Origin of the sequence: Luteitalea sp., assembly GCA_009377605.1 — a bacterium.
GTDB lineage: Bacteria > Acidobacteriota > Vicinamibacteria > Vicinamibacterales > Vicinamibacteraceae > WHTT01.
Map to the genome: position 1 here is coordinate 1 of WHTT01000058.1, position 24938 is coordinate 24938.

The following is a 24938-nucleotide window of genomic DNA, read 5'->3' on the forward strand; positions in this document are numbered from 1 at the left end:
GAAAGTGGTGACCCTAACCAGTTGTTACTATTCGACTTTTAACCGGACAGTAGTGGGGCTGTCCCCGTTTTCAGAGGTGCCGGCGCACCAGGTCGAGCGACGCCTGGACGGCGTGCGTACGCACGAGATAGCGAGACCCGCTGAAGCGGAATGTGCGCACATCTGCACCGCCGGGCGTCTCGACGGCGATCACGACCGTCCCGACCGGTTTGGCCGGCGTGCCGCCCGTCGGTCCGGCGATCCCGGTGATGCCGAGGCCAACCTCCACGCGCGCCCGTTCGCGGATGCCGCGGGCCATGGCCAGCGCCACGGCCTCGCTGACCGCGCCTTCGCGCTCGATGAGCCGCTCGTCAACGCCGGCCAGCTCCACTTTTGCCGCGTTGCTGTACGCCACGACGCCGCGCTCCAGGTAGGCAGAGCTCCCCGCGACATCGGTGAGGCGGCCACTGAGCATCCCACCGGTGCACGATTCCGCAACGGCGATCCGGTATCCGCGCTCGCGCAGTAACTCCCCCACGACCGCTTCGAGTGGTTCGCCCTGGCTGAACACATGGTCGCCCAGCACGCCCGAGGCTTCGGCGACCGCCCGGTCGAGCACCTCCGCCGCAGCGCCTGCGCGCTCGGACCGCGCTCGCAAATGGAGCTCGACCAGGCCGGGCGACGCGAGCGTTGTGACGCCAATGCCAACTGGCTGCGTGCGCCACCGCGCATAAAGCGGCTGCATCGTCTGCTCCACCTGCGACTCGGTGACGCCCGTCATGCACAGCGTGCGCTTCTCCTCTCGCGCCCCTGGGGCGCGCCGAGCAAGCGAGCCAACCACCAGCGTTGCCAACATCGGCAGCGCCTCACGGGGTGGCCCCGGTAACAAGAGAATCACCTGATCGCCTTGCTCGACCCATTGTCCCGGTGCTGTGCCGTGTGCATTGGGCACAGCCGTGGCCTCCTCCAAGACGAGCGCCTGACGACGATTCACCCGCGGCATGACGAGCCCTCGCGCCGCGAAGCGCTCCTCGATGGCATGAACGATGTCTCGCTGCTCTACTAGCTGGCGGCCCAACACACGCGCCACGGCTTGGCGCGTCACATCATCGTCGCTGGGGCCGAGCCCGCCAGTTGCAATCACGAGGTCTGCGCGCGCGAGGGCGTGCTTGAGCGCCGCGTCGATCTCCTCCACCTCATCGCGTACGACGGCGCTGACACCGTCTCAATGCTCAGGGTCGACAGCTCGCGCGCGACCTGCTCACCGAGGGTTTCGTGGCGCACGCCGGTCAAGAGCTCCGTCCCAATTGCGACAATCGCGGCACGCCGTAGCAGCATCAGAACCCTTGAGAAACCGAAACTTGACGTAGTGAGTCACGTTTCGGGGCTCGCAAGTGAGCGTCGGGGGGCGCGGCCAGAGGCCGCGGCCCGCTAGAACATCCAACTCGGTGCAATCGCGACCAGCACACGGAGCCCCACGTGGGCATACAACGCGGCAAAGAGGTCATCGGTCATGACCCCCCAGCCGCCGGGAAGGGTCTCTGCGCGTCGGCACGGCGGTGGCTTGAGGACATCGAAGATTCGAAAGAGCACGAAGCCCACCAAGGCACCCGTCCAGCCCACTGGCAGGAGCGTCAGCGTGAGCAGCATGCCGAAAATCTCATCGATGACAACCGGCCCGGGATCGTCGTGGCCGAAATGTCGCTCGGCCACCGTGGCTGCCCAAACACCTGTGAGGTAAATGACTGGAATCGCGACGAGCTCGAGCCATGGCTGGCCGCCGAAGCGAAGTGCAGCATACAGTACCAGCCCCACCGCCGAGCCGAATGTGCCCGGCGCGAACGGGATGTAGCCCACTCCTGCACCGGTGCCAAGGACCAACGCCACCGAGCGGACGAGGGGTCTCTGGACCGAGGGAGCAAGAGGTTCGCGCGATCCTCTGCTCCATCTCTGGCCTCGTTGATCCCGTGATCCCGTCATTCCGTCACGACAACCCTTGTGCCGGTGATGCGATCGTGCCAGGCGCGACGGTCGCTCCCGAACAGCATCGGAAGAAGACCGAGCCCCAGCGGCACAACCGAGACGAGGTACACCACGGCGCGGACGATGGCGTTGCCCAGGGGGACCCGGCTCGACGTCTCGCCCACCACGCGAAGCCGCATGATCGATTTTCCAATCGTTTGGCCCGAGGCGGCAGTGAACGTCACCAAGTATCCGGCGTCGAGAAGCGCCAAGAAGCCAATCAGTGGTGCGAGCGGTAGGAGGCGAAGCTCCGACCAGGAGACTCCCGTAACGCGACGCGTCAAATACAACACGGTCAGGTCGATGATCAAGAGCACGAACGCATCGACGAGGCCGGCGACCACCCGTCGGTCCAGTGGTGCCGGCAGCTCGTGCCGCTCGTCGACCCGCTGCTCGACATCACCGATGTCGTGACTCTCCGGTTCGAACCTGCCTGCCGAATACGATTCCCGCTGGCGTCCGATGGTGAGCCCGCCCTCCCAGGGCTCATGTTCCTCCTCTCGATCGCTGAGTAAGGTTGGCTCGGGCCTCTCTCGGTCTTGCGGCGAGCGAGGAGCGTCGGATCCGCGCACCACAACCGGACGGCGCGGTGAGCGAGGCGCTCGGGCCGATGGCGGGAGTCCGGCCGGTGCTCGGCGCGCCCCCTCCTCTCCGAAGAGTGGCAGGTCCAGCGGCTCCGCGTTGTCCGGCAGCTCTGGTACGGAGGGCGGCACTGAGGAGTCGTCCGCGCTGGGTGCTTCAGGGGCGAGGTCGAGATCGGCGGGCGACGAGGTCTCGTCGGGCTCGCTCCGTGAGATCGTCAGGTCCGGCTCCGGCTCCGCCGATGGGGCAACCAACGAGAGGTCGTAGCCGCAATTGCGGCAGCGCTCTTCGGTGTCGAAGCTAATGTATTGGCACTTCGGACATCTCATCGCTGGGCATTCTATCGATCCGTCGGCGCCGGCCGAGGAGCGGTCCGATCGGGAATCGTGCTCAGCACCGCGCGCTGAACCTCAACACGCAGAGCGGTCGCCTCTGTCGATCGCGCATCTCCAGGCGGGACTCGCGCGAGCTCGACTAACGCCTCCGCGAGGTCGCCACGCTCGTACAGGGCCCGCGCGCGCGCCAACACGACGGCCGAGGGGTCCGGAAGCGGTAAGCGTTCCGCCGTCACCGGTGCCGCGACCGCCTGCACGCTCGGCGTTCCCAGCCACCAGCCCGACACACGATTCCAGTCGAGCACCAGCCAGGCGGCCGCACTCAGGAGGATCACGGCAGCACCGGCGAGCACCGCCTGCGGCGCGACGCCCACGCGGAAGGAGCGTGCGACAGGCGCCGGTCCCATGGGCTCGCTCGCCTCCGCGTGCCCGCCGCCTGCGGTAAACGCCGTCAGGCGGTTCAAACGATCGAGCGCGGCAAGCGCTTCCACTTCCGATCCCCCACGATCGACCGCCGAGGTGAGCAGATCGCGCGCCCGCTGGGCGTCACCCGCGCTCAGCGCGCTCAAGCCGCCGGCGAGCAGCTCATCGGACTCGCGATGTCGCTCAGCGATCGCGCTGCGCGCGCGGTCGATGTAGGCGCGCGCACGCGCGTGAGTGCGATCGAGAAAGAACACGCGCGTCCACACTTGAATCGCGCGCTCGTACTGACCGGCAAAGTACTGGTCGAGGCCAGACAATAACAGCTTTTCAATAACCGCTTGATGGTCGGCGAGCGTTGACGTCGCCGGAATGGGCTGACGGGCGGGATCGGGCATAGCGACGTTCTTATTGTGGGGCAAAGCCGGCAGGGTGACAAGGTGACAGGGTGAGGGGGTAACAGGGTGAGGGGGTGAGGGGGCATAAGCGTTAACCTAATAGTTGACCTCGCACGCAGACCAGCGGTAGCCTGTGCTGCATGACACCTGCCCCGAATGACGAATGGCGAGTCATCCAATCGATGCTGCCGTCCGGTTGGCGGGAAGCCGCGCGAAGCTGCGGTGCGTTTCGACGCGCGCGCTATCTGGACGATCCCGCCGTGCTCCTGCGCCTGCTGCTGTTTCACGCGGTGAACGACGGCGGGTTGCGCGAAACCGTCGCCCAAGCCCGGGCCAGCGGTGTGGCGGCGCTGTCGCAGGTCGCGCTGCTGAAGCGCCTGCGCACGTCGGCGACATGGCTGGCCTGGATTGGCGCCGGCCTCTGCCGCGAGCTGCGGGACGTTCCCCGATTGCCGCACGGCGTGCGGCCCCGGGTCGTGGACAGCACGACGGTGCAAGGCCCCGCCAGCACGGGCACGGATTGGCGGGTCCACTATGCCCTGGACCTGACGACCCTGACCTGCGACTGGTACGAACTGACGGATGCCCACGGGGGCGAACTGCTGGAACGCACGCCCATGCGAGCGGGCGATGTGGTGCTCGGCGACCGGAATTATCTGCGGCCCGCCGCCCGCGCGGCGCAGGCGCACGTGTTGCTGCGCTTGCGGTGGACGCACGCGCCGATGCGCGCCCTGAGCGGGCGGACGTTTCGGGCGCTGGGCCATGCCCGTCGTCTCAAAGTCGGGCAGGTGGGCGAGTGGCCGGTCCGGTTGCGCGATCCGCAGGGGGCCGACATCGACGGCCGGGTCATCGCCACGAAACTGCCCGCCCCCCTCGCGGCCAAGGCCAAGCGGCGCGCCGTCAAGGCGGCGACCAAGAAAGGCAAGCGGCCCCATCCCCGGTCGCTGGAGGCCGCGCAGGTCGTGATGGTGTTTACCACCCTGCCGACGACACGGCTGGCGGCGGGCGACGTGCTGGAGCTCTATCGCTTTCGCTGGCAAATCGAACTGGCGTTCAAGCGCCTCAAGCAACTGCTGAAACTGAGTCGCCTGCCCCACAAGGATCCGCGGGCCGCCCACGGCTGGATCCTGGCCAAGCTGGTCGTGGCCTTGCTCCTGGAAACGCTCTATCGCACCGCCCACGCGATTTCCCCCTGGGGCTACCGCTTCCAACAACTCGGGGCGGTCCCGCACTAAGGGGATCGCGCCGATCCCCACACTGTGGCGCTGGACGGCGGTGTTCGTCCATGCTCTGCGGCAAGCACTGTGCCCGTCACCTGGATTGGTACAGCTCATGGATGCTACGGCTCGCGGTGAACTCAATCGCGACCTTCATGATGGTCGCCGTCGTCGTAGACTGCAATCTGCTGCTCTTCCCAGTCTCCTGAAAGGCTGGATATTAGGTTAACGTATATGCCCCCTCACCCCCCTCCCCCCTCGCTCCTTCCTGAGCCTGTGCTATCATCCGGCCAGTGGTGCGAAAAGCCATGTTTTCGACGGTTTCAGCGGGCCTCGGCCTGGCCGTGACGATGCTGCTTGCGTCCGATGCGCGCGGCGCGGGAGCTGAACAGGCCGCCGCCGAGAGCCTCGCTCGCCAGGTGCAGACGCATTACGACGGCGTGCGCGACTTCACCGCAGACTTCGAGCAGGCGTATCAGGGTGGCGTGCTCCGCCAGCGCACCATCGAGCGCGGGCGCGTATCGATCAAGAAGCCGGGCCGGATGCGCTGGGAGTACACCGCCCCTGAGCGCAAGCTCTTCGTATCGGACGGCAGTCAAATCTATTCGTATGTACCAGCCGACCATCAGGTCATGGTGCAGGGGCTCCCTACAGGGGACCGCGCGTCGACGCCGGTCTTGTTCCTCTCGGGTCACGGCAGTTTGCTGCGCGATTTCACGGTTGCGGCGCCAGGCGACAGCTCGTGGCCGTCAGGGACACGCGCGCTCAAGCTCGCACCGAAAAAGCCAGAGCCGGAGTATGAGTGGCTGGTGTTGGTGGTCGATGCCAAGAGTCTGGCGCTTCGGCAGCTCGTGACTCGCGACGGACAAGGCGGCACGTCAACGTTTACCTTCACGAACTTGCGTGAGAACGTCGGCCTCTCGGACAATCGGTTCGTCTTCGAAATCCCGCGCGATGCGGATGTCATCAGGCAAGGCTGACGTGCAGCAGGCGCCCACTGCACGCTCGACGACGAATGGCCACCGGTGGAGCCAGCCCCGGCGCCGCGCGGCACGTCTCTGGCGGCTCGTGCCCCTCCTGCTCGCGGGCCTTACCGCGGTGGCATGCGCCGCGGGCGCAGCCCTGCGCAGTGGTCGCGCGGCCGAGCGTGTCGGCGAGTACGATCGCGCCATTGTCGAGTATACGAGAGCCGTACGCGCCCAGCCCGATAGTGTCGAGGCGCGAGGGGCGCTCCAGCGCGCTCGCCTGCGCGCGGCCGATCAGCACTTCCAGCGCGGCCGCCGCCTTGCAGGTGCGGGCAAGCTCGAGGAGGCGTTGATCGAGTATCAGCTTGCGGCAGATCTGAACCCTGGCGCCAGCAACGTCGAACAAGCGCTCCGGGACACACGCGGCAAGCTGAAGGCGAAGCTGATCGTACGTGAGAGTGACCAGACAGAGCTGGAATCGCTCGTCGAACGAGCGCGCGCCCTCTCGGTCACGGCTGCAGAGCTGCCGACGGGCATCGAGCTGCCGGACTCGTTGGTGTTCCGCGACGCCGGCAGCCTCGACATCTACACCGCAATCGCCCGATTCTCCGGCATCAGTATCGTCTTCGATCCGGAGTTTCGCAACGTGCCACTGTCGATCGACCTCCGCAATACGACACTGCAAGCGGCACTCGACTCGCTGTCGAAGAGCACGAGGCACTTCTACCGCTCGACGGGCGACAACACGATTACGATCATCCCCGACACCGCCGCCAAGCATCGCGAGTACGATGAGGATGTCGTCCGCACGTTCTATTTGAGCAACGCGGACCTCAGAGAAACGCTCGACCTACTCCGCATCGTCATCGACAGCCGGCGGATCTCGACGGTGTCTGCGACGAACGCGATCACGATCAGCGACACGCCAGAGCGCATCGATGCGGCCGGCCGCATCATCGATGCCATCGACAAGGCCCGCGCGGAAGTCGTCATCGACGTGGAGCTGCTCGAGGTAGACCGCCGGCGCTTCAAGGAGTACGGCTTGCAGCTCGCGTCGCCCAATAGCGCTGGACCATCCGGTGCGGTTGGGATCGGGGACGGCGAGGAGACGGTCACCTTCGAGGATCTCCGAACGCTCAGCCGCAGTGACATCGTGTTCACGGGCCTGCCGCGATTGTTCTATCGGCTCCTGAAGGAGGATGGTCACACTCGCGTGCTCGCCAATCCGCAGCTTCGCGCCTCCGACGGCGTCCCGGCAACGGCGGTCTTCGGGGAAGAAGTGCCGGTGCCGAATGTCACCTTCGCGCCCATCGCGACCGGTGGTGTTGCCCAGCAAGACATTACCTCGTTCGAGTTCCGGCAGGTGGGCGTGGCTATCGAGATCACGCCACGCACGCACCACAACGACGATGTCTCGCTCGACTTGCAGATTGACGTGACGAGCCTGGCAGGAGCTGGGTTCGCCGACATCCCCATCTTTGGCAATCGATCGATCGGGACGACCATCCGCTTGCGCGACGGGGAAACGAACATGCTCGCAGGACTCATTCGAGACGACGAGCGGACCGTGCTGCGCGCTGTGATCGGACTGAGCGACCTCCCCATCATCGGCCGCCTCTTCGCCGCCAACGAAAAGGAATCGGAGCAGACCGATATCGTCTTGATGATCACTCCACGCATCGTGCGCGTGCTCGATCTCATCGAGCAAGACTTGCGGCCGTTCCGGCTGCGCTCCGACGCTCGGAGCCGTGGCGGCGATGCGCTTTCCTCACCGGCTGAGCCCCGTGAGCCGGAACCCGAGCCGCAGCAGATTCCACCGGTCGAGCAAGAGCCCGAGGCGCAACCGCAAGAGCCAGGTCAGGCGCCCGGCCTCTCGCCTCTCCCCGGTCCGATACCGACGCCGACCACGCCGTCGGACACCCCACCGGAGCAACCGCGGTCCAAGAAGCCGCCACGGAAGCCTTCTTGAGCTGTGAGTTGTGAGTTGTGAGTCAGCTCTCAGCGATGGTAGGGCGCGTCAGCCTCCCGCGCCGTCACGGCCGCCTTGGCGAGGCGGCGCTACCGAGAACTCACCACTGGCTCCCGCTCTACCTGCGCGCCGAGTGACGTGAGCCGCTCGACCAGGCGCGCGTAACCGCGCTCGACTGTCTCGAGCGGGGCGAGCGAGCTCTCCCCGTCGGCGGCAAGCGCCGCTGCAATGAGCGCCATGCCGGATCGCAGGTCGCGGCTATCGAGATCGCGGCCTCGCAACGGCGTGCGCCCCGTAACGACAATGCGGTGCGGATCGCAGAGAAAGAGATCGGCCCGCATTCCACTCAGCTGTTCCAGCGCGAAGAGGCGCAGCTCGTACATCCAATCGTGAATGAGCGTGCGCCCCTCGGCCTGGGTTGCGAGGACCGTGATGAGGCTGACCATGTCACTTGGAAAGCCGGGCCACAGCCCCGTGACGAGACGCCGAATAGCGATGCAAGAAGACTGCCCAACGTGCAGCACCTGATCATCCAGGCGACAGTCAACGCGCATACGCTGCATGACCGACGTGATGGGCTCCAAATCGTCCGGGTGCGCGCCGACGATCTCGACCTCCCCGCTCGTCACCGCGCCGAGCACTGCCCAGCTGCCAGCCTCGATGTAGTCGCCTCTCAGGGTGTGCGTCGCACCGCGAACACGGCGTGTCCCGTGGACTCGGATACGCGGCGTCCCTTCTCCCTCCAGGTCGATCCCCATCGCTTGCATGAAGCGGCAGAGCTCGACGACATGCGGCTCGCAGGCGGCGTGTCGAATCTCGGTGACACCCTCCGCCGCGGCCGCCGCAAGCAGCGCCGCTTCGGTCGCCGTCACCGAGGCCTCATCTAAATAGAACGAGGCACCAACAAGTCTCCCCTCCGGCGCCTCGAACACGTGCCCGGCTTCGGCCGGCAACTCGCGGGCGCCGAGTGCGCTGAGCGCTTGTACGTGGGTGTCGATCGTGCGACGCGTGGGAAAATCACCGCCGGGCGGCGCAAGCTGTACCCGGCCCTGCCGAGCCAGCAGCGGCCCAAGCAGCAGCACCGAGCCGCGAAGACGGCCGACCAGCTGCGGGTCTGGTTGATCCCCCGACAGCTTCGCGCAGCAGATCGTCACGTCGGTGGTGCCGCCGCCACTCACCTCTGCGCCTAAGCCCCGCAAGAGCTCGAGCATGGCTTGGACGTCACGAATGCGCGGCACGTTGTGCAGCGTGCACGGTTGATCGGTGAGTAGACAGGCGGCGATGAGCGGCAGCGCCGCATTCTTGTTGCCGTCGACGTCAATCCGGCCGCGCAGAGGCCGGCCGCCGACAATACGTAGGACAGACATGGTTACTCAGCTGACCGTTCATCCCGGCCTGGGCTTGGATCGGACGCAGCGGCGTCACCGAAATCCCCGAGGTACACGACCTCGTCACGGAGGGTAATCCCCGTCGTTGCCGCGACCGAATCGCGACACCGTTCCACGAGGGCACGGATATCCGATGCAGACGCCCCTCCGTCCGACACGACGAAGTTGCCGTGCACGCTGGAGACCTGAGCCCCGCCCTGGCGTACTCCCTTGAGACCAGCTCGATCCACGAGCGCACCAGCCGACCGCGGGACACCAGGCGGTAGCGGTTCCGCTGGATGCGGGTTCTGGAAGATGCAACCGGCACTGCGCATGTGCAGCGGCTGCGTGCGCTTGCGATATGTGAGAGAGCTGCGCGCAACGCGTCGGAGGCTCTCCGGATCGCCGGGCTCGACCATGAACGTGGCAGCCAATACCACCTCACCCGTCTGCTGGACGCGGCTCGTATCGTAGCCGAACATCATCTCACTCACCGGCCGCTCTGCCCGTCGACCGTCAGGCGTGACCAGCTCCACCGACGCGATGAGCTCACTGACGAGGCGGCCTTGAAAGTGCGCGTTCCCATGGATTGCTCCTCCAACCGTGCCGGGCGTCCCCGCCCAGGCTTCGAGACCGGCGAGCCCCCGACTGATGGTCCAACGCACGAGCCCATTGATGGTGACGCCAGCTTCGGCACGCACCCGACCAGCGGACGCGCGATCAATCGCACCGCCGTGAGCACGCAGCACCAGGCCGCGCACACCAAGGTCGCCCACGAGCACGTTCGAGCCACCACCGAGCAGCGTGACCGGCACGCCCGCGTCGCGGGCCAGCTCGAGCGCCCCGACGAGTTCCGTGGACGAGCGCGCCTCGACGAGCAGCTCCGCTGGGCCACCGACCTTGAAGGTCGTATACGGGCCGAGCGGCACATCCGCGAGTACGCGGTGGGGCCCGAAGCGTGCGATGAGGCGGTCGCGCAGCTCGATCAAGCGATGATGCCCTTCACGTTCGCTCATGGAGCGCAGTCCGAGTGTGGGCATTCGGTGAGAACCGCAACGCAGGGTCATCCATCGCCGCCATTATAATGAGCGCGATCACACCGTGGACAATCCTGCCATCGCGCACGTGCTCAGTGAGATCGCCGATCTCCTAGAGATCAAGGGCGAGAACCTGTTCCGGGTCCGCGCGTATCGCAACGCGGCCAGCGCGGTGGCCGACTCGGGCGAGCGTGTCGCTGACCTCCCCGACCAGGCGCTCCGCCAGATTCCCGGGATTGGGAAAGACATTGCCGGCCGTATCCGCGAGTTCGTCGAGAGTGGGCAGTGCCGGTATCATCAGGAGCTGCTCGCGGAGTTCCCTCCCGGCGTCCTCGACCTCCTGCACCTGCAAGGTATCGGTCCGAAGACGGTCGCTCTGCTCTACAGCTCGCGCGGCATTCAGTCGGTCGAGGAGCTCGAGCAGGCCGCCAAGAGCGGTGCGCTGCGTGGGCTCCGAGGGCTGGGCACGAAGCGAGAACAGCTCATCCTCAAGGCCATCGATGAATGGCGCCAGCATGCGGGCCGACACCTGACCCCAGACGCCTGGGAGATCGCCACCGCTGTCGTCGCGCACCTCCGCAGCGCCGCGCCCCAGGCAACCCTCGACATCGTCGGCAGCCTGCGCCGTGGCGCGGACACCTGCGGCGACATCGACATTCTTGCGTGTGGTGCCGGCGGTGAGCTGATGGCCGCCTTCGTCGGTCATCCACACGTCGAGCGTGTGCTGGGACGAGGCGAGACGAAGTCGAGCGTGCGGCTGCTGAAGGGGTATCAAGTGGATCTCCGGCTGGTCACGTCGGAGAGCCGCGGTGCCGCCATCCAATACTTCACCGGATCGAAGCTGCACAACATCGAGCTCAGGGACCGCGCATTGAAGAAGGGCTGGAAGCTCAACGAGTATGGCCTGTTTCGCGCAGGCGATGGGCGGCGCCTCGCGGGTGACAGCGAGGAGGCGCTCTACGCCGCGCTCGATCTTCCCATCATCCCACCGGAGCTGCGGGAAATGCGTGGCGAGCTCGAAGCCGCCGAGCGGGACGCGCTGCCACGGCTCATCGAGCACCGCGACCTCCGCGGCGATCTCCACATGCACACGACCGCCACTGATGGGCGAGACGACGTGGAGACGATGGCCCGCGCGGCGCAGGCGGCTGGGCTGTCCTACATTGCGATCACCGATCACAGTCAGGCGCTTGCCATGGCGAACGGCCTCGACGAGGCGCGGGCATTGGCCCACGCCCAGCGTATCCGTGAGGTTGACGCGCGGCTCGACGGCATCACGGTGCTCGCCGGTGTCGAGTGTGACATTCGCCCCGACGGGCAGCTGGATCTGGCGGAAGACTGTCTTGCACAGCTCGACATCGTGATTGCCTCGGTCCATTCGGCCTTCAACCAGGGCGCCGAAGAGATGACCGACCGCGTCTTGCGGGCGCTGGAATGCCCCTACGTCGACGTCCTGGGTCACCCCACGGGACGTATGCTCTTGCGGCGCGACCCGTATGCCATCCACGTCGAGCGGGTGATCGACGCAGCCGCAGCGCGCGGCGTGGCGCTGGAGATCAACAGCCAGATCTACCGTCGTGATCTGAGCGATACCCATGCGCGGCTGGCACGCGACCGGGGCGCCACGCTGGTCATCTCGAGCGACGCCCACTCGGCGCGCGCCTTCGGCGTCCTGGAGTGGGGCGTCATGACAGCCCGCCGGGGCTGGATCGAGGCAGGTGACGTCCTGAACACGCGTCCGCTCGACGAGGTACGACGGGCGCTGCGGCGCCGCTCGAGAGACGCGCGGGGATAACTCATCGAGCCGTGCCTGGCGCGGCCGTGCCTGGTGAGCCGCCCTCTCGCCCCAGCCGCTCACCGCCGACCGCCTTGCCTCACACAGCCACGGCCGCCGCATCCATTCACGAGCTGGCGGATTAGTTAATTTTCCTTCCCAAGTAGCGCCTATGTTTATTAAGATGCTTACAAATGCTGGCTGATTGGTTCAAGGCCTTCCCCGCCGTCTCGAGAAGGAGGGCCCGGCGCCTATCCCTCGGCGTCGTGCTCCTCGCGACCACTCGGCCCGCCGCGCCCCTTGACGCACAGGTCTTGTACGGCACGATTGTCGGCACGGTCACCGATAGCTCGCGTGCGGCGGTGCCGGGCGCGACTGTCACCGCGACCAACACTGAGACCAACCTGGTCCTGACGAGCGTCACCAACGAGCGCGGCAACTTCACGATTGCCAACGCGCTCGCCGGCCCGTACGATCTCCAGGTCGAGCTCCAGGGCTTCCGGGAGTTCATCCAAACCGGTGTCCCGGTCACCGCCGGCACCGTGAGCCGCGTCGACGTGACGTTGGAGATTGGCACGCTCGCCGAGACCGTCACCGTCGCCTCTAGCGCGGCGCTTCTCCAGACCGATCGTGCCGACGTACACACCGAGCTGCGATCCAAGGAGATCACCGACGTCCCGCTGCCAGCCTACCGGAACTATCAGAGCCTGATGAATCTGGTTCCCGGGGCCACGCCAGCCACCGTGCAAAACGACCTCACCGACACGCCGGCGCGGTCGCTGCGCACCTTCGTCAACGGTCAGCATCCGAACAACAACGCCACGACGACCGACGGCGCGACCAACGTCAATCCGTGGCTCCCGCACCACGTCATGTTCAACCACACTCTCTTCGGCAACCCATCGGGCTCGGTGACGAGCTCCACGTTCATGCACATCTTCAACACGGCGGTGGCACCGCGTACCATCCGCCTCGGCCCACGGTTCAGTCTCTGAGCAGGGATTCGACGACGTCGGACATCTCGTCGCACGATCGGACACGCTATGGGGCAGGTCACGCGCAGATACTTCCTTCAACGATCGTCCACCGTCGCAGCAGCCGCCGCGCTCGGCGGCGGACGACCACTCGCAGCCGCCGCGCAGCGCGCTCGCACCTCGAAGACGCCGTACGACTTCATCCTGGTCGAGGGTCATCGCGACATCTACGAGTTCAATGACCGTTTTCGAGCCGGGGAATCCTCGCCGCTCGTCGACAGCATGCTGCCGCGATACCTCGCGGGAGGCATCGATGTCGTGATCATGCCGGTCGGCGGCACGCACCCGGAGCTGCGTGGCGGCAACCACAAGATGCTGGAAGGCACGCTGCAGACCTTGGACATGATCCTCCGGGAGATCGCCAAGACCGGCGGGCAGGCGGCGGTCATCAGAACCAAGGCAGAGATTCCCACGAAGCCCGACAAGCAGCGAGTGCTCTTCTTTCTCGACATGGAGGGGGCCGAACCGATCTAGGTCGATCCCGAGTCTGGTTTCTCGCGCGCGACACGGCTGGCGCTCGTCCGAGACTTCTACCGGATGGGCGTTCGCGGAATCCAGCTGACCCACAATGAGCGGAACTATCTCGCCGACGGGATCGCCATGGAAGGCCGTGGCGCCGGAAAGCTGACCCCGTTCGGCATCGAAGTCATCGAAGAGATGAACCGGCTCGGTATGATGGTCGGTGTCTCGCATCTCGCGGAGGTCGGCATCCGCCACGCCGCCGAGGTTTCCACCGCCCCAATCGTGTCGACGCACACCAATATTCGGCCGTTCGTCGACACGCCCAGGCAGCACAGCGACGCTGCGGTGAAGGCCATCGCGGCCACGGGCGGCTTGGTGGGCGTTCGGTATATCCTGACCCGAAGCCAGACCGTGCCATACCCCTTGCTCACCGACGAGATCGAACATATCGCCAACCTGGTGGGCGTCGAGCATACCGGCGTCGGCTGGTTCGGGCACGACAAGGGCGATCCCCGGGGAGGGGCGCATCCCGGCCACACCGAGGTCGAGCTGCAATCCATGTACGAGCAGCGGGACAGCTTCTTGCAGCCCCTGAGCCAACGTGGCTTCTCGGATGACCAGATCGGCCTGGTGCTCGGAGGGAACTTCCTTCGGGTGTGGCGCGAGATCCTGAAGGACTAGTGGGCTGTCTCAGTCATTTGTGAAGGGGCTGGCGGAGCGCGGCGCCCGGCTGGCACGGCGCGAGGAGGGAGCATACAGGCGGTATATGACCGACGAGCAACGCCGCCAGGCGGACTCCCGCCCCCGCAAGGCGCTTCACAAATGACTGATACAGCCCACTAGCGCCGTACCGTGCCCACGTGCCGTCCTACACAGACCAGGAGGTGTGATGAAGTTCGCCTTGCTTACCGTCTCGTATTCGGGGTTGTTCTATGACGGCCCGGCGCTCTCGGTCGTCGAGCAGATTCGCCGAGCCAAGCGCCTGGGCTTCGACGGACTCTCTATCGAGGCCAAGCGACCGGTCGGATCACCGCTCGATTTGAGCCCGGAGGACAGAACGGAGATCAGAGATGTCGCCGCCCGCGAGGGCATCGCGCTGTGTGCGGTCGAGAGCATGTCGAACTTCGCGAGCCCGTTCATGGAGGAACGGGAGAACAACCTCGCCATGATGAAGGAAGTTCTGACGCTCGCGCAGGACCTCCAGATCGACCTCGTCAAGGTCTTCGCGGCCTGGCCCGGCATCATCGACGACGAAGACGACACGGGCATCTACGGCGCGTACGAGCGCGGGAAGCACTATAAGCGGCTCTATCCCGCCGATCTGCGTCGCTGGAATCGAGCCGTCGCTGGTATCCGGCAGGCTGCAGATTGGGCTGCCGATCGAGGCCTGACGCTGGCGCTGCAGAACCATGCCCCGCTGATCGCTCCAGGGTACGAAGACGCCTTGATGATGGTGCATGAGATCGAGAGGACGAACGTGAAGCTCTGCCTGGACGCGCCGCTGTTCCAGGAACGTCAGAGCGATGACTATATCAAGGAAGCGACCGAGAAGTGCGGCGACAGAATCGTCCTGAGTCACTATGGTGCCTGGAACGTCGGCCTGTCGCCGGATGGCACGCCCGTTCAACAGCTATCGCCATCGTTCGGCGGGCTGATCAACTATCCCGCATACCTGCGCGAGCTCGAGCGCGCGGGCTACGACGGCTTTCTCGTGTCGGAGTACTGTCTGCCCTGCATCAAGAACCACCAGCTCGCCGGGATCGAAGACATCGACAGCGCCAACGAGACCGCCCTCGCATACATGAAGGGTCTCGTCGCGACCACTGCGGCCGCGGCGGGGGCGCGGCCCACGCTCACGCACACGACATCCATGGCGGCGTCTCGAGCTACTCGCTGAGATCACACGACGACGCGCCAATGGAAGTGACCTTCACCGTATGACCGGCCTGCTCAGGTGTCGCCTCGGTATCATGATGTTCCTCCAGTTCTTCGTCTGGGGTGCATGGTACGCGACCGCCGGCAATTACATGGCAAGCGTTGGCATGACCGACGCCATCTACTGGGCATACACGGCCAGCCCAATTGGCGCCATCGTCTCCCCATTCTTTCTCGGTCTCGTAGCTGATCGCTTCTTCGCAGTGCAGAAGGTCTTGGCCGTGATGCACGTGCTGAGCGGCCTCTTCGTGTGTCTCGCGCCGCTTGCAGCCGGTGTGTGGCTGCTCTCCACACCGCTGTTCCTCACGCTCCTGTTCCTGCACATGCTCTGCTATATGCCGACGGTCGGCCTCGCAACCGCGATGGCATTTCACGGCCTGCGGGGCCGCGAGAGAGAGTTCCCGTGGATCCGCATGTTTGGCACGATCGGGTGGATCGCGGCTGGCTTCCTTGTTAGCTACGTCTTACACGCAGACACAACCGCCGTGCCGATGCAGGTTGCGGGGATAGCCGGAATCCTGCTCGGTCTCTATTGCCTCACACTTCCAGCAGTCCCACCACCCGCGTCTGGTAAGAAGGTCTCCGTGAGCGATGTCGTGGGCAAGGATGCCTTGGCTCAGTTAGCAGACCGGCCATTTCTCGTCTTTCTTGTCAGCTTGTTGCTGACCAGCATTCCACTGGCAACCTACTATGCGTACGTGCCAGTCTTTCTCAGTGCGACGACGATCCCGGACCCAGCCTTCAAGATGACGTTCGGCCAAATGGCCGAGGTGCTGTTCCTGTTGTTGCTGCCGTTCGCGCTCGCACGATTCGGCATCAAGTGGGTCCTGTTTGCCGGGATGTTGGCCTGGGTAGTACGATACGGGTTGTTTGCCCTCGCGGCGCCAGGCGCCATCACCTGGATGATCCTTGCGGGTATCGTTCTGCACGGTATCTGTTACGACTTCGTGTACGTGGCAGGTCAGGTCTACATCGATAAGAAGGCAACACTAGATATTCGCGCCAGGGCGCAAGGCTTGTTCGTCCTAGTTACCTATGGTATAGGTCAAGGGCTGGGCACGTTGGTCGCAGGATGGCTATTCAATAGCATGATGACAGGCGATGCTCGTCAAGACCTCAATGCATGGCAGACATTCTGGATCATACCTGTTGCGTTTGCGACGCTCGTCACGCTCGGCTTTGGCGTTCTCTTTCGAGATGAAGCTCTGGTAAGTGATCAGCAAGGTGCCGCAGCGCTCGCGAAGTAGCGTCACGACGCCCGGGACGCCTCACGACCGTTGCGTGTTACGCACTCGATCGTGGGCAGCACGGACACTCGAGACGTTGGATGGCGGGATGATCTCGGCCGGTCGCAAGAGATATATAGTATTCGGTTGCGAACAATGACAGTCAGGCGTGCAGCGTCGAAAGTCAATGCGGAGGATGGGGGGCGGGACGCCGCGCAGCTGCGGGCGTTCAACCTCGAACGGGTTCTCGGGGTGGCAATGGACCGGGATGGGCCCTTCACCCGCGCCGTGGTCAGCGAGGTGACCGGTCTGTCGGCGCCGACCGTCGGGAGCCTGTCGTCCCATTTGATTCGTAGCGGCTTGGTGAGGGATCTCGGCGCCGGACCGTCGCGCGGTGGTCGCCGTCCTTCGTTCATGGAGTTCAACGCCAGACACGGGTTCGTGGTCGGTATCGATCTCGCGATCACACAGAGCCGGCTCGCCGTCGCCGACCTGCGCGGCGAGCTGGTGAGCGAGCGGCTCATTCCCACCCCGAAAGAGCGCGGCCCGGTTGCCCTGCTCTCGCGCATCGGCAAGGAAATGCGGGCTCTCCTTCGCGATAGCGGCGTTCCGGTCGGGCGGCTGCTCGCGGTTGCGGCGGGCGCACCGGGTGCTGTCGATCGCAAGAGAGGCATGGTGGTCGACCTCGCTCCCAACCTCAAGGGCTGGTCGCGAGTGCCGATGGCCGCCATCTTGCGCCGCGCGCTGGGTGCACCAGTGGTGGTCGAGAACGACGTGAATCTCGCCATCCTTGGGGAGCGGTGGCGAGGTGCCGCGCGTGGACACGATACCTGTGCGTTCCTCGTCGCCGGCACTGGCATCGGCGCCGGCATCATCGTCAACGGCGAGCTGCACCACGGCCATCACTTCCTCGCCGGTGAGGTCGCTCTCATGTGCATGGGCCGCGAGTACGTCGAGAAGGACTTCGGCTCGCGCGGCTGCCTCGAGACACTCGCCGGCCGCTCTGCGCTGGCGGCGCGCTGGTCGGCGTCGAGCGCAGGTGATGAACAGGGCCGGATCGGCGACTTGTTCGACGCGGCTCGTCATGGCGACGCCAAGGCTCGACAGATCGTCAACGAGGCCGCCACACTTCTCGGAATGGCGACAGCGAACTTGAGCATCGTGCTCGACCCCTCGATCGTGGTGCTTGGCGGGCCGCTCATGACGCAGAGCGACCTCCTGGCCCGAGAGCTGCGGCGGATCGTCAGCCGCATCGTGCCCAGTCCGCCGCAAATCGTGGCGACCGAGCTGCAGGAGACCGCATCGCTGTGGGGAAGCCTGCTCGTCGCGATGACGGAAGCCAGAGAGCGCATTCGTCAACAGCTCCGCCGCAACGGCCGCTCGGCTGCATAGATCCTTGGTTCTTGGTGCGTAGTGCGTAGTGCGCCTATCACCCCGATGCCAAGGCGCACCAAGAACTAAGAACTAAGGACCAAGAACCAGGAACGGCTTACCGATCCGGCAGCGCAAACGCGACATACGCGCCGGGGATCGGCGAGTCCGAGGCGGGATGTCCAGGGCTGGCATGCGTACGCGTCGTTGCTCGCGCCGCCGCGCAGTAGACGACGTACTGTCTCCCGTTCACCTCATACACGGCGGGAATGCCCTCAATCGCCGCATCGACCTCCGCCTTCCACAACACCCTCCCGGTGTCCACGTCCAGCGCGCGGATCTGCCGATCGCGCGTCCCCGTGAAAATCAGGCCTCCCGCGGTGACCACCGGCCCCACCTTCGGGAAGTGCCCGCCGGTGTCCCTGAACCCTTTCGCCGCAAGCTCCGGGACCTCGCCGAGAGGTGTCTGCCATGTGATAGTGCCCGTGTTCAGATCGTAGGCGGTCAATGTCGTCCACGGCGGTGCGACCGCGGAGAGCCCACTCGTGGTGATCATGAAGCCGAACGTGCTCGTATAGCGAATCGAGCTTGGATCGGCCGCGCCGAGAGGCGCCGAAGCGGTCGACGGTGGCGGTACCAGCTTCAACATGGAGGGAAAGTCTTTGGAGACGACGAACATGGTGCCTTGCGTCGGATCCACGGCGGCGCCGCCGAAGTTCGCCCCACCATTGTTGCCGGGCATCTGGATGGTATCGGCAAGACCGGGCGGCGTGAACATGCCCTCGTTCCGTGCGTTGCGAATCGCCTGACGAAAACGGGCTCGCTCTACAGGATCGTCGATAAACGGGCTGAGGTCCTTCTCGGTAAATGTCTGGCGAGCGAAGGGCGGAGGGGCAAGCGGAAACGGCTGCGTCGGCCAGGTCTCTTCTCCAGGCATATGGGAGCGAGGAACGGGCCGCTCCTCGCTCGGCCACAGCGGCGCCCCGGTCACGCGGTCGAAGACATACAGAAAGCCTGTCTTGCCGGCGTGCGCGACGATGTCGACCAGCTTGCCCTCGTGCCGTACCGTCAGGAGCTTCGGCGCCGTGGCATTGTCGTAATCCCAGATGTCGTGGTGCACCATCTGGAAGTGCCAGATGCGGCGCCCAGTCCTTGCATCGAGCGCGAGGAGACAGTCGGCGAAGAGATTGGCCCCCTTGCGGTTGGCGCCGTAGAAGTTGTACTTCGCGCTGCCCGTCGGGATGTAGACGATCCCGCGCTGCACGTCGACCGACAGCTCTCCCCAGGCGTTCGCGCCGCCGACGGTCTTCCACGCGTCCTCGGCCCACGTCTCGTACCCCACCTCACCTGGGTGTGGAATCGTGTGAAACGCCCACACCAGTTTCCCGGACCGTACGTCGTAGGCCCGGATGTCCCCAGGCGCCGACTCGTACTCCTGGTTGGTCGCCGAGCCGAGAATGATTAGATCTTCGAACACCCTCCCCGGAGTCGTGGACTGCACCGAGATCGTCGCGGGATCGCGCCTCAAGCCTTCTCTGAGATCGACACGGCCCTCCACGCCAAACGACGAGATCGGCTCGCCGGTTCGCGCATCAATCGCCTGCAGGTCGTTGTCGTTCGAGAACAACAGACGGCGCTCCGATCGATCCGGGCTCTCCCAGTAGTTGATCCCGCGGGTCGTGATACGCCCCCGCGGGTTCGGACGCGCCCAGATTTCCCGTCCGGTCGCGGCGTCCAGGGCGACAATCGAGTTGTTCTTCGCCAGGACATACATGGTGCCGTCCACGACGAGCGGGTTGAACAGATAGTTCTTGCCATCCCCGGTCGGGTAGGTCCAGACGGCCTGCAGCTCGCCCACGTTCGAGCGATCGATCTGGCTGAGCGCCGAATACTGTGCGGCATCCGGTGAGCCGCCATAGTCACTCCACGTCCTGTACGGAGCCGTCTGCGGCCTGACCGGCTTCGACCCATTTGTCTGTGCCCGGCCAACACGAATCGCGAGCAGGAGTCCGCAAGCCAGCAGCAGGCATGCAGTGCCGGTGTGCCACTTCCGAAGACGCTTATCGTGAGTATTGGCCATCGTCTACAAGTGAGAATTCACGGGAGCTCTGGACTACGCCTGGACCGCGGCTGCCACGGGGGTGTCGAGAAGCTCGACGATTCCAGTCGTGCCATTCACGCGGAGGCGCTGGCCGGTCGTGATCTGCTCCGTGGCGACACCAGTACCCACGACAGCGGGGATATTGAACTCGCGGGAGACGATCGCGGGATGTGAGAGCACCCCGCCAGCATCGGTGACCAGGCCACTGATCTTCGTGAACAAGAGAACCCACGCCGGGTTGGTCATCTTGCAGACGAGGATGTCGCCCTCTCGCACCTGGTTGAACTCTTCCGGCGATTCGACGATGCGGGCAACGCCCTCGACCACGCCTGGCGAGGCGCCCAAGCCCTGCAGGGTGCCACTGGGCTGCGCCGCCTGAGTCGCAGCACGCGTGTACACGTCCGGCCAGCCCCAATGCCCTTTGTAAGGCTCGCTGTGAAGCGACCAGTTCGTAATGGTGCCAAGCCAGGCGCGGGGCCGCTTGCCGATCGCCTCCTCGCGTGCTCGCCGACGCGCCTGGACGCGAGCCTTCGCGTCGAATGCCGTGGAGCTCGCGCTAACCAGACGTAACTCGTGATACGTCAGGAAGAAGACATCGTCCGGCTGGAGCATGACGCCGGCGTCGACGAGCCTGCGTCCAATCGCCATGAACACGAGCCGAACTCTGGCGTACGTCCCTTGATCCATGTAGAAGTGATGATCCGGCGTGAGCGGTGTCATGCCCAGCGCCAGGTCCAGCGCCTTCTGCAGGCGTTGCCGATCCTCTTCGGCCCGATCGGCTGGGACGAGCGACCACATCTCGGCGATCGCATCGTCGCGATTCTTGCGCAGAGCGGCGACCTCGGCCGGATAGTCATAGTCTGAGTGGAGATAGCCGCGCAACCCCTCGATGATGGGCGTCGGATCCTCGCGCCAGGTGGGAACGATGTACTCGTGTGTGTAGATGGACTTGTTGCCGTACTCGAGCTTGTACGCGTCCAGCGCTCGCAGCAGCTCACGACCTTGCTCGGATTCTCCGAGGGCGCGAAGGACATCATCCACACTGGCCGCGCTGACCGCCCGCCGCAGGACGTCGCTTCCTTTGACCGTCTCCTTCAGCGTCCATAACTCGCGAATCGAGTCCCAGTTCCGATCCTCATCGGAGACCAGGATGCGGCCCACGAGCGCAGTGTGCGACTCTCCGACGAGCTCTTTGAACAGCGTCTGGAAGTCGAGCGCCGACTGGAACTGCGCCAGGTTGAGGATCCAGTGCAATCGGAAATGCCGCTCCTGGATATCGAGGGCGTCCTCGAGCAAGACCATCAGCTCGGCGAGAGAGGCCTCTTCCGTGGGATAAGTATCGAGATATTCGAAGTTGCGTCGAATCTCCGGAAGATAGCGGTGCTTCCACCAGCGCAGGAACTTCTCCGCATAGACTGGCGTCACCATCTGGTAGTACGCTTCTAACTCCTTGGCTTCGGGCTCCTCGCGTGGCACGACCGCCGTGAACACGTAGCCTCCGACGTTCTTTGCCACCCAGTCTCGGCCGAACGGAACACCAAAACGTCGATACATGTACGCACACGTGTACCACCAACCGCCTATGTCGAACCACATCGGAGAAATCGGCTCCGGGCAGTGCAAATCATCGAACCAAAAATGGAGCCGTTTTTCCTCCTCGCTCGCCCATTCGACTGGAGTCGACGCATCGCCAAAGAACTGATCAATCACTTCGTGTCGTTCCGCCATCGACGTCACCCCTTGCACAAGACACGTTCTTCGGCTGTGGTTGGCCGTAGGCCGGGGAGAACGACCGCATCACCGGTCTTCCGCCTTTGCCGCCGCAGCCACCGCCTCGACGATGCGGCTGTAACCGGCGCACCGGCACAGATTGCCAGCCAGCCCCTCCTTGATCTCCGCGACCGTAGGGTGGGCATTCGTCATCAGGAGATACTTCGCCGACATGATCATGCCGGGGATACAGAAACCGCACTGGACGGCGCCCTTGTCCAGGAACGCTTCCTGCAGCTTGTCGAGCCGGTCGTGAGCCGCCAAGCCCTCGACGGTGAGGATGTCGCTGCCAGCCGCTTCAACCCCCAGCATGAGACAGGAGTTCACGCTGTGCCCATTCACCAGCAGCGTGCACGCGCCGCACTCGCCCTCCGCACAGCACTCTTTGGTACCGGTCAGACCGAGCTGGTCGCGCAAGACTTCGAGCAATGTGTGGTGCGGACGGACATCGAGTGCACACTCCCGGCCGTTGACGGTGAGCGCCACCCGCATCGTCGTCATGCCGGCCAACTGGGCCTTCGCGTGCTCGAACATCGGCCGGGCGAGCTCGCGGGCATGCAAAATCTGGATCCGCTCGTAGGTATGGTCGAACTTCCACGAGACCTCATCCGTGGAGTAGCGTCCAGACTGGATGAAGCTCAGAAAGAGGTCGATGTTCGTCTCGAGGAAGCTCAGGCTGTCCGCGGCTTGAACCATGTTGGCTTCCGGCCAACCACCGCATTCATGCACGCGCACGAGCGCTTCCACGTCGTCAATGAGCGCGGCAGCCGCACCCTGCTCGCGAAGCCACGCGCCGACGATCCGAGCACTGCGCTCCGAATGGGCTGTGTCGTAGCTGGGGTCGCCCAACGTGCCCGCGATCGGTTGATCCGGTCCAGGAAACGCGCGCTCCATGTCGTGCGTGAGCGCGGCGAGGCGCACGGCCTCAGTGGTGTCAGGCGCGATTCTATCCAGCCATTCCAATGACTTCAACAGGTGGTGACTGTTGTACGGGTACTTGTCAACCACCCAGCGCTGCGCCGCTTGGATGAGTGCCGACTCCATGGCTTGCCCACTCTAGAGGGTCGTAATTGGACGGCTCTGCAAGAGCCGCAGGTCGCCCTCACGTATGCACCACTCGACGTCCTGCGGCCCGCCGAAGAACGTCTCGAGGCGAAGCCCCAGCTCACGCAGTCCGCTCAACTCCGCGCCGCTCAGCACACGGGCACTGCCCTCCGCCTTGGAAAGCCGAGCCTGACGTGTGCCGCCATTCTCGCCATCGTAGACGACCGCCGTTTCCTGGGACGCGATGAATTCCCGCAGCAGCGCGCCGTCGTCGCGGCCGACCACGTAGTGATCGGGCGTGATCAGCCCCGAGACGATGCCCTCGCCCAGACCGAACACGGCCTCGATGACCAGGCGATCCGTGAGCTTCTGCACGGGATCCATCGTGAACATCACGCCGCTCTTGTCGGCCTGCACCATCTCTTGCACGACAACGGCAATGCGGGTGTCGTCCAGCGCCCCCTTTTGGGATCGGTAGAACAGAGCCCGTGACGCAAAGAACGAGGCCCAACATAGCTTGAGGCGGTCAAGGACAGCATCGATACCGCGCGTATTCAAGAAGGTGTCTTGCTGGCCGGCAAAGCTCGCCGCCTCACCATCTTCGCTGACCGCGCTGGATCGAATCGCCACGGGGAGGTCGACGCCGAGCTGGTGGTAGGCAGTCCGCACGCGCGCACTGAGATCCGTAGGAAGCGGATTGGAGACAATTAGATCACGCATCCGCGCGGATGCCGCTTCCAGGGCGCCGTTGTCTTGGACGTCGAGGTCGCGGGTCAGGCTTCGGAGAATCTCCACGCCACCGTAGTAATTCAAGAATGTCCCAAACGCAGACGCACAGACGACGAACCCGGGCGGAACAGGCAGCCCCGCCTGGCTCATGCGGCTCAAGCTCGCGCCCTTGCCACCGGCACTCGCCGTCGCCTCGACGGGGAGGCGGCCGAGCGAGCTGACCACGGACTCATCCGAGAATCCCGCGCTCATTGCGTCGTTGTGATGCCGCCGTCCAAATAGAGCGTCTGCCCCGTGATGAAGTCGGAAGCGGGCGACACGAAGAACAGCACGCTCCCGGCGACATCCTGAGTTTCGGCGATACGACCGATCGGAATACGTGAGACCAGATTGCGATAGAAGTCCGGATCTTCCAGCCACCGTGCTACCTGCTGGGTGCGCACGAAAGTGGGCGCGACGACGTTCACGTTGATCCGGTGCTCAGCCCACTCCGCGGCCAGTTGCCGGCAGAGCACGCTCAAGCCGCCCTTTGCGGCGCAGTAGGCTGCGAATCCACGACCGCGCAGCGCGAGCAGTGTGCGGACCGACCCCATGTGGACCTGCTTGCCGCCGGTGCCTTGCTGGATCATGTGCCGCGCCGCCGCTTGTGCCTGAAACATCACACTCTTCAAGTTCAGGTCCAGCACGAAATCGAAGTTCTCTTCGGTGACTGCATCCGCCTGCTCTTCGCGTTGCCCCCCGACGGTATTCACCAGGATGTCCAGTCGGCCAAAGTGCGCGACGACCTCATCGACCATCCGCCGCGTGTCCGCCACGGAAAGGGCGTCGAAGGCCGTGGCGTAGGCGTCCCCCCCCAGGCGGCGCAGCATCTCGGCGCACGCATCCGCCTTGGCGGCGTCATGGCCGGTCACTGCGACCTTCGCCCCCTTCGACGCGAGCGCCCGACAGACGCTCTCGCCGATCCCACCATACCCTCCGGTCACCAAGGCGACTTTGGCGTCGATCCGGAACAAGTCATCTGCCGACGTCATCTGCTCCACGCGTTACAACCTTTGAGAACCCTGACTTTGACGCCTCGTATCAAGCTTCGGGGCTGGCAACCGACGTCACGAACACCTCGGCGAGGCGTCCGTACCTTCCGCTCTGGTAGGGCGCGTTCGCCGAATGCGCCGTGCTCGACGTCTCCGCGGCTGTCGAGCCG

At 64.9% G+C, this 24938-nt stretch carries 21 protein-coding genes; 10 read left to right on the forward strand and 11 right to left on the reverse strand.

From position 1 onward, the window contains the following. Positions 1 to 70: 70 nt before the first annotated feature. The 4 genes from GEV06_18400 to GEV06_18415 form a co-directional block, all read right to left on the reverse strand. A complete protein-coding gene (locus tag GEV06_18400; GenBank protein MPZ19862.1) occupies positions 71 to 1174 on the reverse strand; it encodes a CinA family nicotinamide mononucleotide deamidase-related protein in 1104 nt (367 codons plus the stop codon). 236 nt (positions 1175 to 1410) lie between these two features. Continuing rightward, a complete protein-coding gene (locus GEV06_18405; protein ID MPZ19863.1) occupies positions 1411 to 1959 on the reverse strand; it encodes a phosphatidylglycerophosphatase A in 549 nt (182 codons plus the stop codon). Further along, complete coding sequence (locus GEV06_18410) at positions 1956 to 2912, reverse strand: hypothetical protein (GenBank protein ID MPZ19864.1); 957 nt, start codon at positions 2910 to 2912, stop codon at positions 1956 to 1958. Before GEV06_18410 ends, GEV06_18405 begins: the two co-directional genes overlap by 4 nt. An 11-nt stretch (positions 2913 to 2923) precedes the next feature. Then, positions 2924 to 3736 carry a hypothetical protein gene (locus tag GEV06_18415; protein MPZ19865.1) on the reverse strand — a complete coding sequence of 271 codons (813 nt, stop codon included), beginning with the start codon at positions 3734 to 3736 and terminating at the stop codon, positions 2924 to 2926. A 140-nt stretch (positions 3737 to 3876) separates the two neighbouring features. On the opposite strand from GEV06_18415, the gene GEV06_18420 reads away from it, so the two are divergent. The 3 genes from GEV06_18420 to GEV06_18430 all read left to right on the forward strand — a co-directional run bounded on the left by GEV06_18420 (position 3877) and on the right by GEV06_18430 (position 7887). Further along, the gene (locus tag GEV06_18420) at positions 3877 to 4971 is read left to right on the forward strand and encodes a transposase (protein ID MPZ19866.1); all 1095 of its coding nucleotides are present in this window, start codon (positions 3877 to 3879) and stop codon (positions 4969 to 4971) included. A gap of 290 nt (positions 4972 to 5261) precedes the next feature. After that, positions 5262 to 5933 carry a hypothetical protein gene (locus GEV06_18425; protein MPZ19867.1) on the forward strand — a complete coding sequence of 224 codons (672 nt, stop codon included), beginning with the start codon at positions 5262 to 5264 and terminating at the stop codon, positions 5931 to 5933. Then, on the forward strand, positions 5908 to 7887 hold the full coding sequence (locus tag GEV06_18430; protein ID MPZ19868.1) for a hypothetical protein: 1980 nt from the start codon (positions 5908 to 5910) through the stop codon (positions 7885 to 7887). The genes GEV06_18425 and GEV06_18430 overlap by 26 nt, the downstream gene beginning before the upstream one ends. A gap of 89 nt (positions 7888 to 7976) precedes the next feature. Here the strand turns inward: GEV06_18430 and murA are convergent, their stop codons facing one another. Both murA and murB read right to left on the reverse strand, forming a co-directional pair. Next, positions 7977 to 9254, reverse strand: coding sequence for a UDP-N-acetylglucosamine 1-carboxyvinyltransferase (murA, locus tag GEV06_18435; protein ID MPZ19869.1), 1278 nt, complete (start codon positions 9252 to 9254; stop codon positions 7977 to 7979). A 2-nt stretch (positions 9255 to 9256) separates the two neighbouring features. After that, positions 9257 to 10321 (reverse strand): UDP-N-acetylmuramate dehydrogenase, encoded by a 1065-nt coding sequence (gene murB / locus GEV06_18440; protein MPZ19870.1) that lies wholly within the window; start codon positions 10319 to 10321, stop codon positions 9257 to 9259. Between the two features lie 34 nt (positions 10322 to 10355). Between murB and polX the strand changes: the two genes are divergently transcribed. The 7 genes from polX (at position 10356) to GEV06_18475 (ending at position 18114) form a co-directional block, all read left to right on the forward strand. Beyond that, positions 10356 to 12086: a DNA polymerase/3'-5' exonuclease PolX gene (gene polX / locus GEV06_18445; protein MPZ19871.1), complete on the forward strand. Its 1731-nt coding sequence runs from the start codon at positions 10356 to 10358 to the stop codon at positions 12084 to 12086. Positions 12087 to 12259: 173 nt separating this feature from the next. Continuing rightward, the gene (locus tag GEV06_18450; protein ID MPZ19872.1) at positions 12260 to 13060 is read left to right on the forward strand and encodes a hypothetical protein; all 801 of its coding nucleotides are present in this window, start codon (positions 12260 to 12262) and stop codon (positions 13058 to 13060) included. Between the two features lie 48 nt (positions 13061 to 13108). Continuing rightward, the gene (locus tag GEV06_18455; GenBank protein ID MPZ19873.1) at positions 13109 to 13573 is read left to right on the forward strand and encodes a hypothetical protein; all 465 of its coding nucleotides are present in this window, start codon (positions 13109 to 13111) and stop codon (positions 13571 to 13573) included. 63 nt (positions 13574 to 13636) lie between these two features. Continuing rightward, a complete protein-coding gene (locus GEV06_18460) occupies positions 13637 to 14242 on the forward strand; it encodes a hypothetical protein (GenBank protein MPZ19874.1) in 606 nt (201 codons plus the stop codon). A 208-nt stretch (positions 14243 to 14450) separates the two neighbouring features. Then, positions 14451 to 15458 (forward strand): TIM barrel protein, encoded by a 1008-nt coding sequence (locus GEV06_18465; protein MPZ19875.1) that lies wholly within the window; start codon positions 14451 to 14453, stop codon positions 15456 to 15458. Positions 15459 to 15498: 40 nt separating this feature from the next. Continuing rightward, entirely contained in the window at positions 15499 to 16743 is a 1245-nt protein-coding gene (locus GEV06_18470) for an MFS transporter (GenBank protein ID MPZ19876.1), read from the forward strand. 135 nt (positions 16744 to 16878) lie between these two features. Beyond that, entirely contained in the window at positions 16879 to 18114 is a 1236-nt protein-coding gene (locus tag GEV06_18475; GenBank protein ID MPZ19877.1) for an ROK family protein, read from the forward strand. Positions 18115 to 18211: 97 nt separating this feature from the next. On the opposite strand, the gene GEV06_18480 is transcribed toward GEV06_18475, so the two are convergent. The 5 genes from GEV06_18480 to GEV06_18500 form a co-directional block, all read right to left on the reverse strand. Continuing rightward, positions 18212 to 20173: a PQQ-binding-like beta-propeller repeat protein gene (locus GEV06_18480; protein ID MPZ19878.1), complete on the reverse strand. Its 1962-nt coding sequence runs from the start codon at positions 20171 to 20173 to the stop codon at positions 18212 to 18214. Positions 20174 to 20206: 33 nt separating this feature from the next. Further along, the gene (locus GEV06_18485) at positions 20207 to 21922 is read right to left on the reverse strand and encodes a PEP-utilizing protein mobile subunit (GenBank protein ID MPZ19879.1); all 1716 of its coding nucleotides are present in this window, start codon (positions 21920 to 21922) and stop codon (positions 20207 to 20209) included. Positions 21923 to 21991: 69 nt separating this feature from the next. Next, positions 21992 to 23008, reverse strand: coding sequence for a DUF4202 family protein (locus GEV06_18490; GenBank protein MPZ19880.1), 1017 nt, complete (start codon positions 23006 to 23008; stop codon positions 21992 to 21994). A gap of 12 nt (positions 23009 to 23020) precedes the next feature. Beyond that, positions 23021 to 23989: a phosphoenolpyruvate synthase gene (locus GEV06_18495; GenBank protein ID MPZ19881.1), complete on the reverse strand. Its 969-nt coding sequence runs from the start codon at positions 23987 to 23989 to the stop codon at positions 23021 to 23023. Continuing rightward, the gene (locus GEV06_18500; GenBank protein ID MPZ19882.1) at positions 23986 to 24768 is read right to left on the reverse strand and encodes an SDR family oxidoreductase; all 783 of its coding nucleotides are present in this window, start codon (positions 24766 to 24768) and stop codon (positions 23986 to 23988) included. Before GEV06_18500 ends, GEV06_18495 begins: the two co-directional genes overlap by 4 nt. Positions 24769 to 24938: the final 170 nt, after the last annotated feature.

Bases quoted from the DNA above. Each gene is read 5' to 3' on its own strand.
- GEV06_18405 (MPZ19863.1), bottom strand. From the start codon at position 1,959: ATGACGGGATCACGGGATCAACGAGGCCAGAGATGGAGCAGAGGATCG.
- GEV06_18410 (MPZ19864.1), bottom strand. From the start codon at position 2,912: ATGAGATGTCCGAAGTGCCAATACATTAGCTTCGACACCGAAGAGCGC.
- GEV06_18415 (MPZ19865.1), bottom strand. From the start codon at position 3,736: ATGCCCGATCCCGCCCGTCAGCCCATTCCGGCGACGTCAACGCTCGCC.
- GEV06_18420 (MPZ19866.1), top strand. From the start codon at position 3,877: ATGACACCTGCCCCGAATGACGAATGGCGAGTCATCCAATCGATGCTG.
- GEV06_18425 (MPZ19867.1), top strand. From the start codon at position 5,262: ATGTTTTCGACGGTTTCAGCGGGCCTCGGCCTGGCCGTGACGATGCTG.
- GEV06_18430 (MPZ19868.1), top strand. From the start codon at position 5,908: ATGCGGATGTCATCAGGCAAGGCTGACGTGCAGCAGGCGCCCACTGCA.
- murA (MPZ19869.1), bottom strand. From the start codon at position 9,254: ATGTCTGTCCTACGTATTGTCGGCGGCCGGCCTCTGCGCGGCCGGATT.
- murB (MPZ19870.1), bottom strand. From the start codon at position 10,321: ATGACCCTGCGTTGCGGTTCTCACCGAATGCCCACACTCGGACTGCGC.
- GEV06_18450 (MPZ19872.1), top strand. From the start codon at position 12,260: ATGCTGGCTGATTGGTTCAAGGCCTTCCCCGCCGTCTCGAGAAGGAGG.
- GEV06_18455 (MPZ19873.1), top strand. From the start codon at position 13,109: ATGGGGCAGGTCACGCGCAGATACTTCCTTCAACGATCGTCCACCGTC.
- GEV06_18460 (MPZ19874.1), top strand. From the start codon at position 13,637: ATGGGCGTTCGCGGAATCCAGCTGACCCACAATGAGCGGAACTATCTC.
- GEV06_18465 (MPZ19875.1), top strand. From the start codon at position 14,451: ATGAAGTTCGCCTTGCTTACCGTCTCGTATTCGGGGTTGTTCTATGAC.
- GEV06_18470 (MPZ19876.1), top strand. From the start codon at position 15,499: ATGACCGGCCTGCTCAGGTGTCGCCTCGGTATCATGATGTTCCTCCAG.
- GEV06_18475 (MPZ19877.1), top strand. From the start codon at position 16,879: ATGACAGTCAGGCGTGCAGCGTCGAAAGTCAATGCGGAGGATGGGGGG.
- GEV06_18480 (MPZ19878.1), bottom strand. From the start codon at position 20,173: ATGGCCAATACTCACGATAAGCGTCTTCGGAAGTGGCACACCGGCACT.
- GEV06_18485 (MPZ19879.1), bottom strand. From the start codon at position 21,922: ATGGCGGAACGACACGAAGTGATTGATCAGTTCTTTGGCGATGCGTCG.
- GEV06_18490 (MPZ19880.1), bottom strand. From the start codon at position 23,008: ATGGAGTCGGCACTCATCCAAGCGGCGCAGCGCTGGGTGGTTGACAAG.
- GEV06_18495 (MPZ19881.1), bottom strand. From the start codon at position 23,989: ATGAGCGCGGGATTCTCGGATGAGTCCGTGGTCAGCTCGCTCGGCCGC.
- GEV06_18500 (MPZ19882.1), bottom strand. From the start codon at position 24,768: ATGACGTCGGCAGATGACTTGTTCCGGATCGACGCCAAAGTCGCCTTG.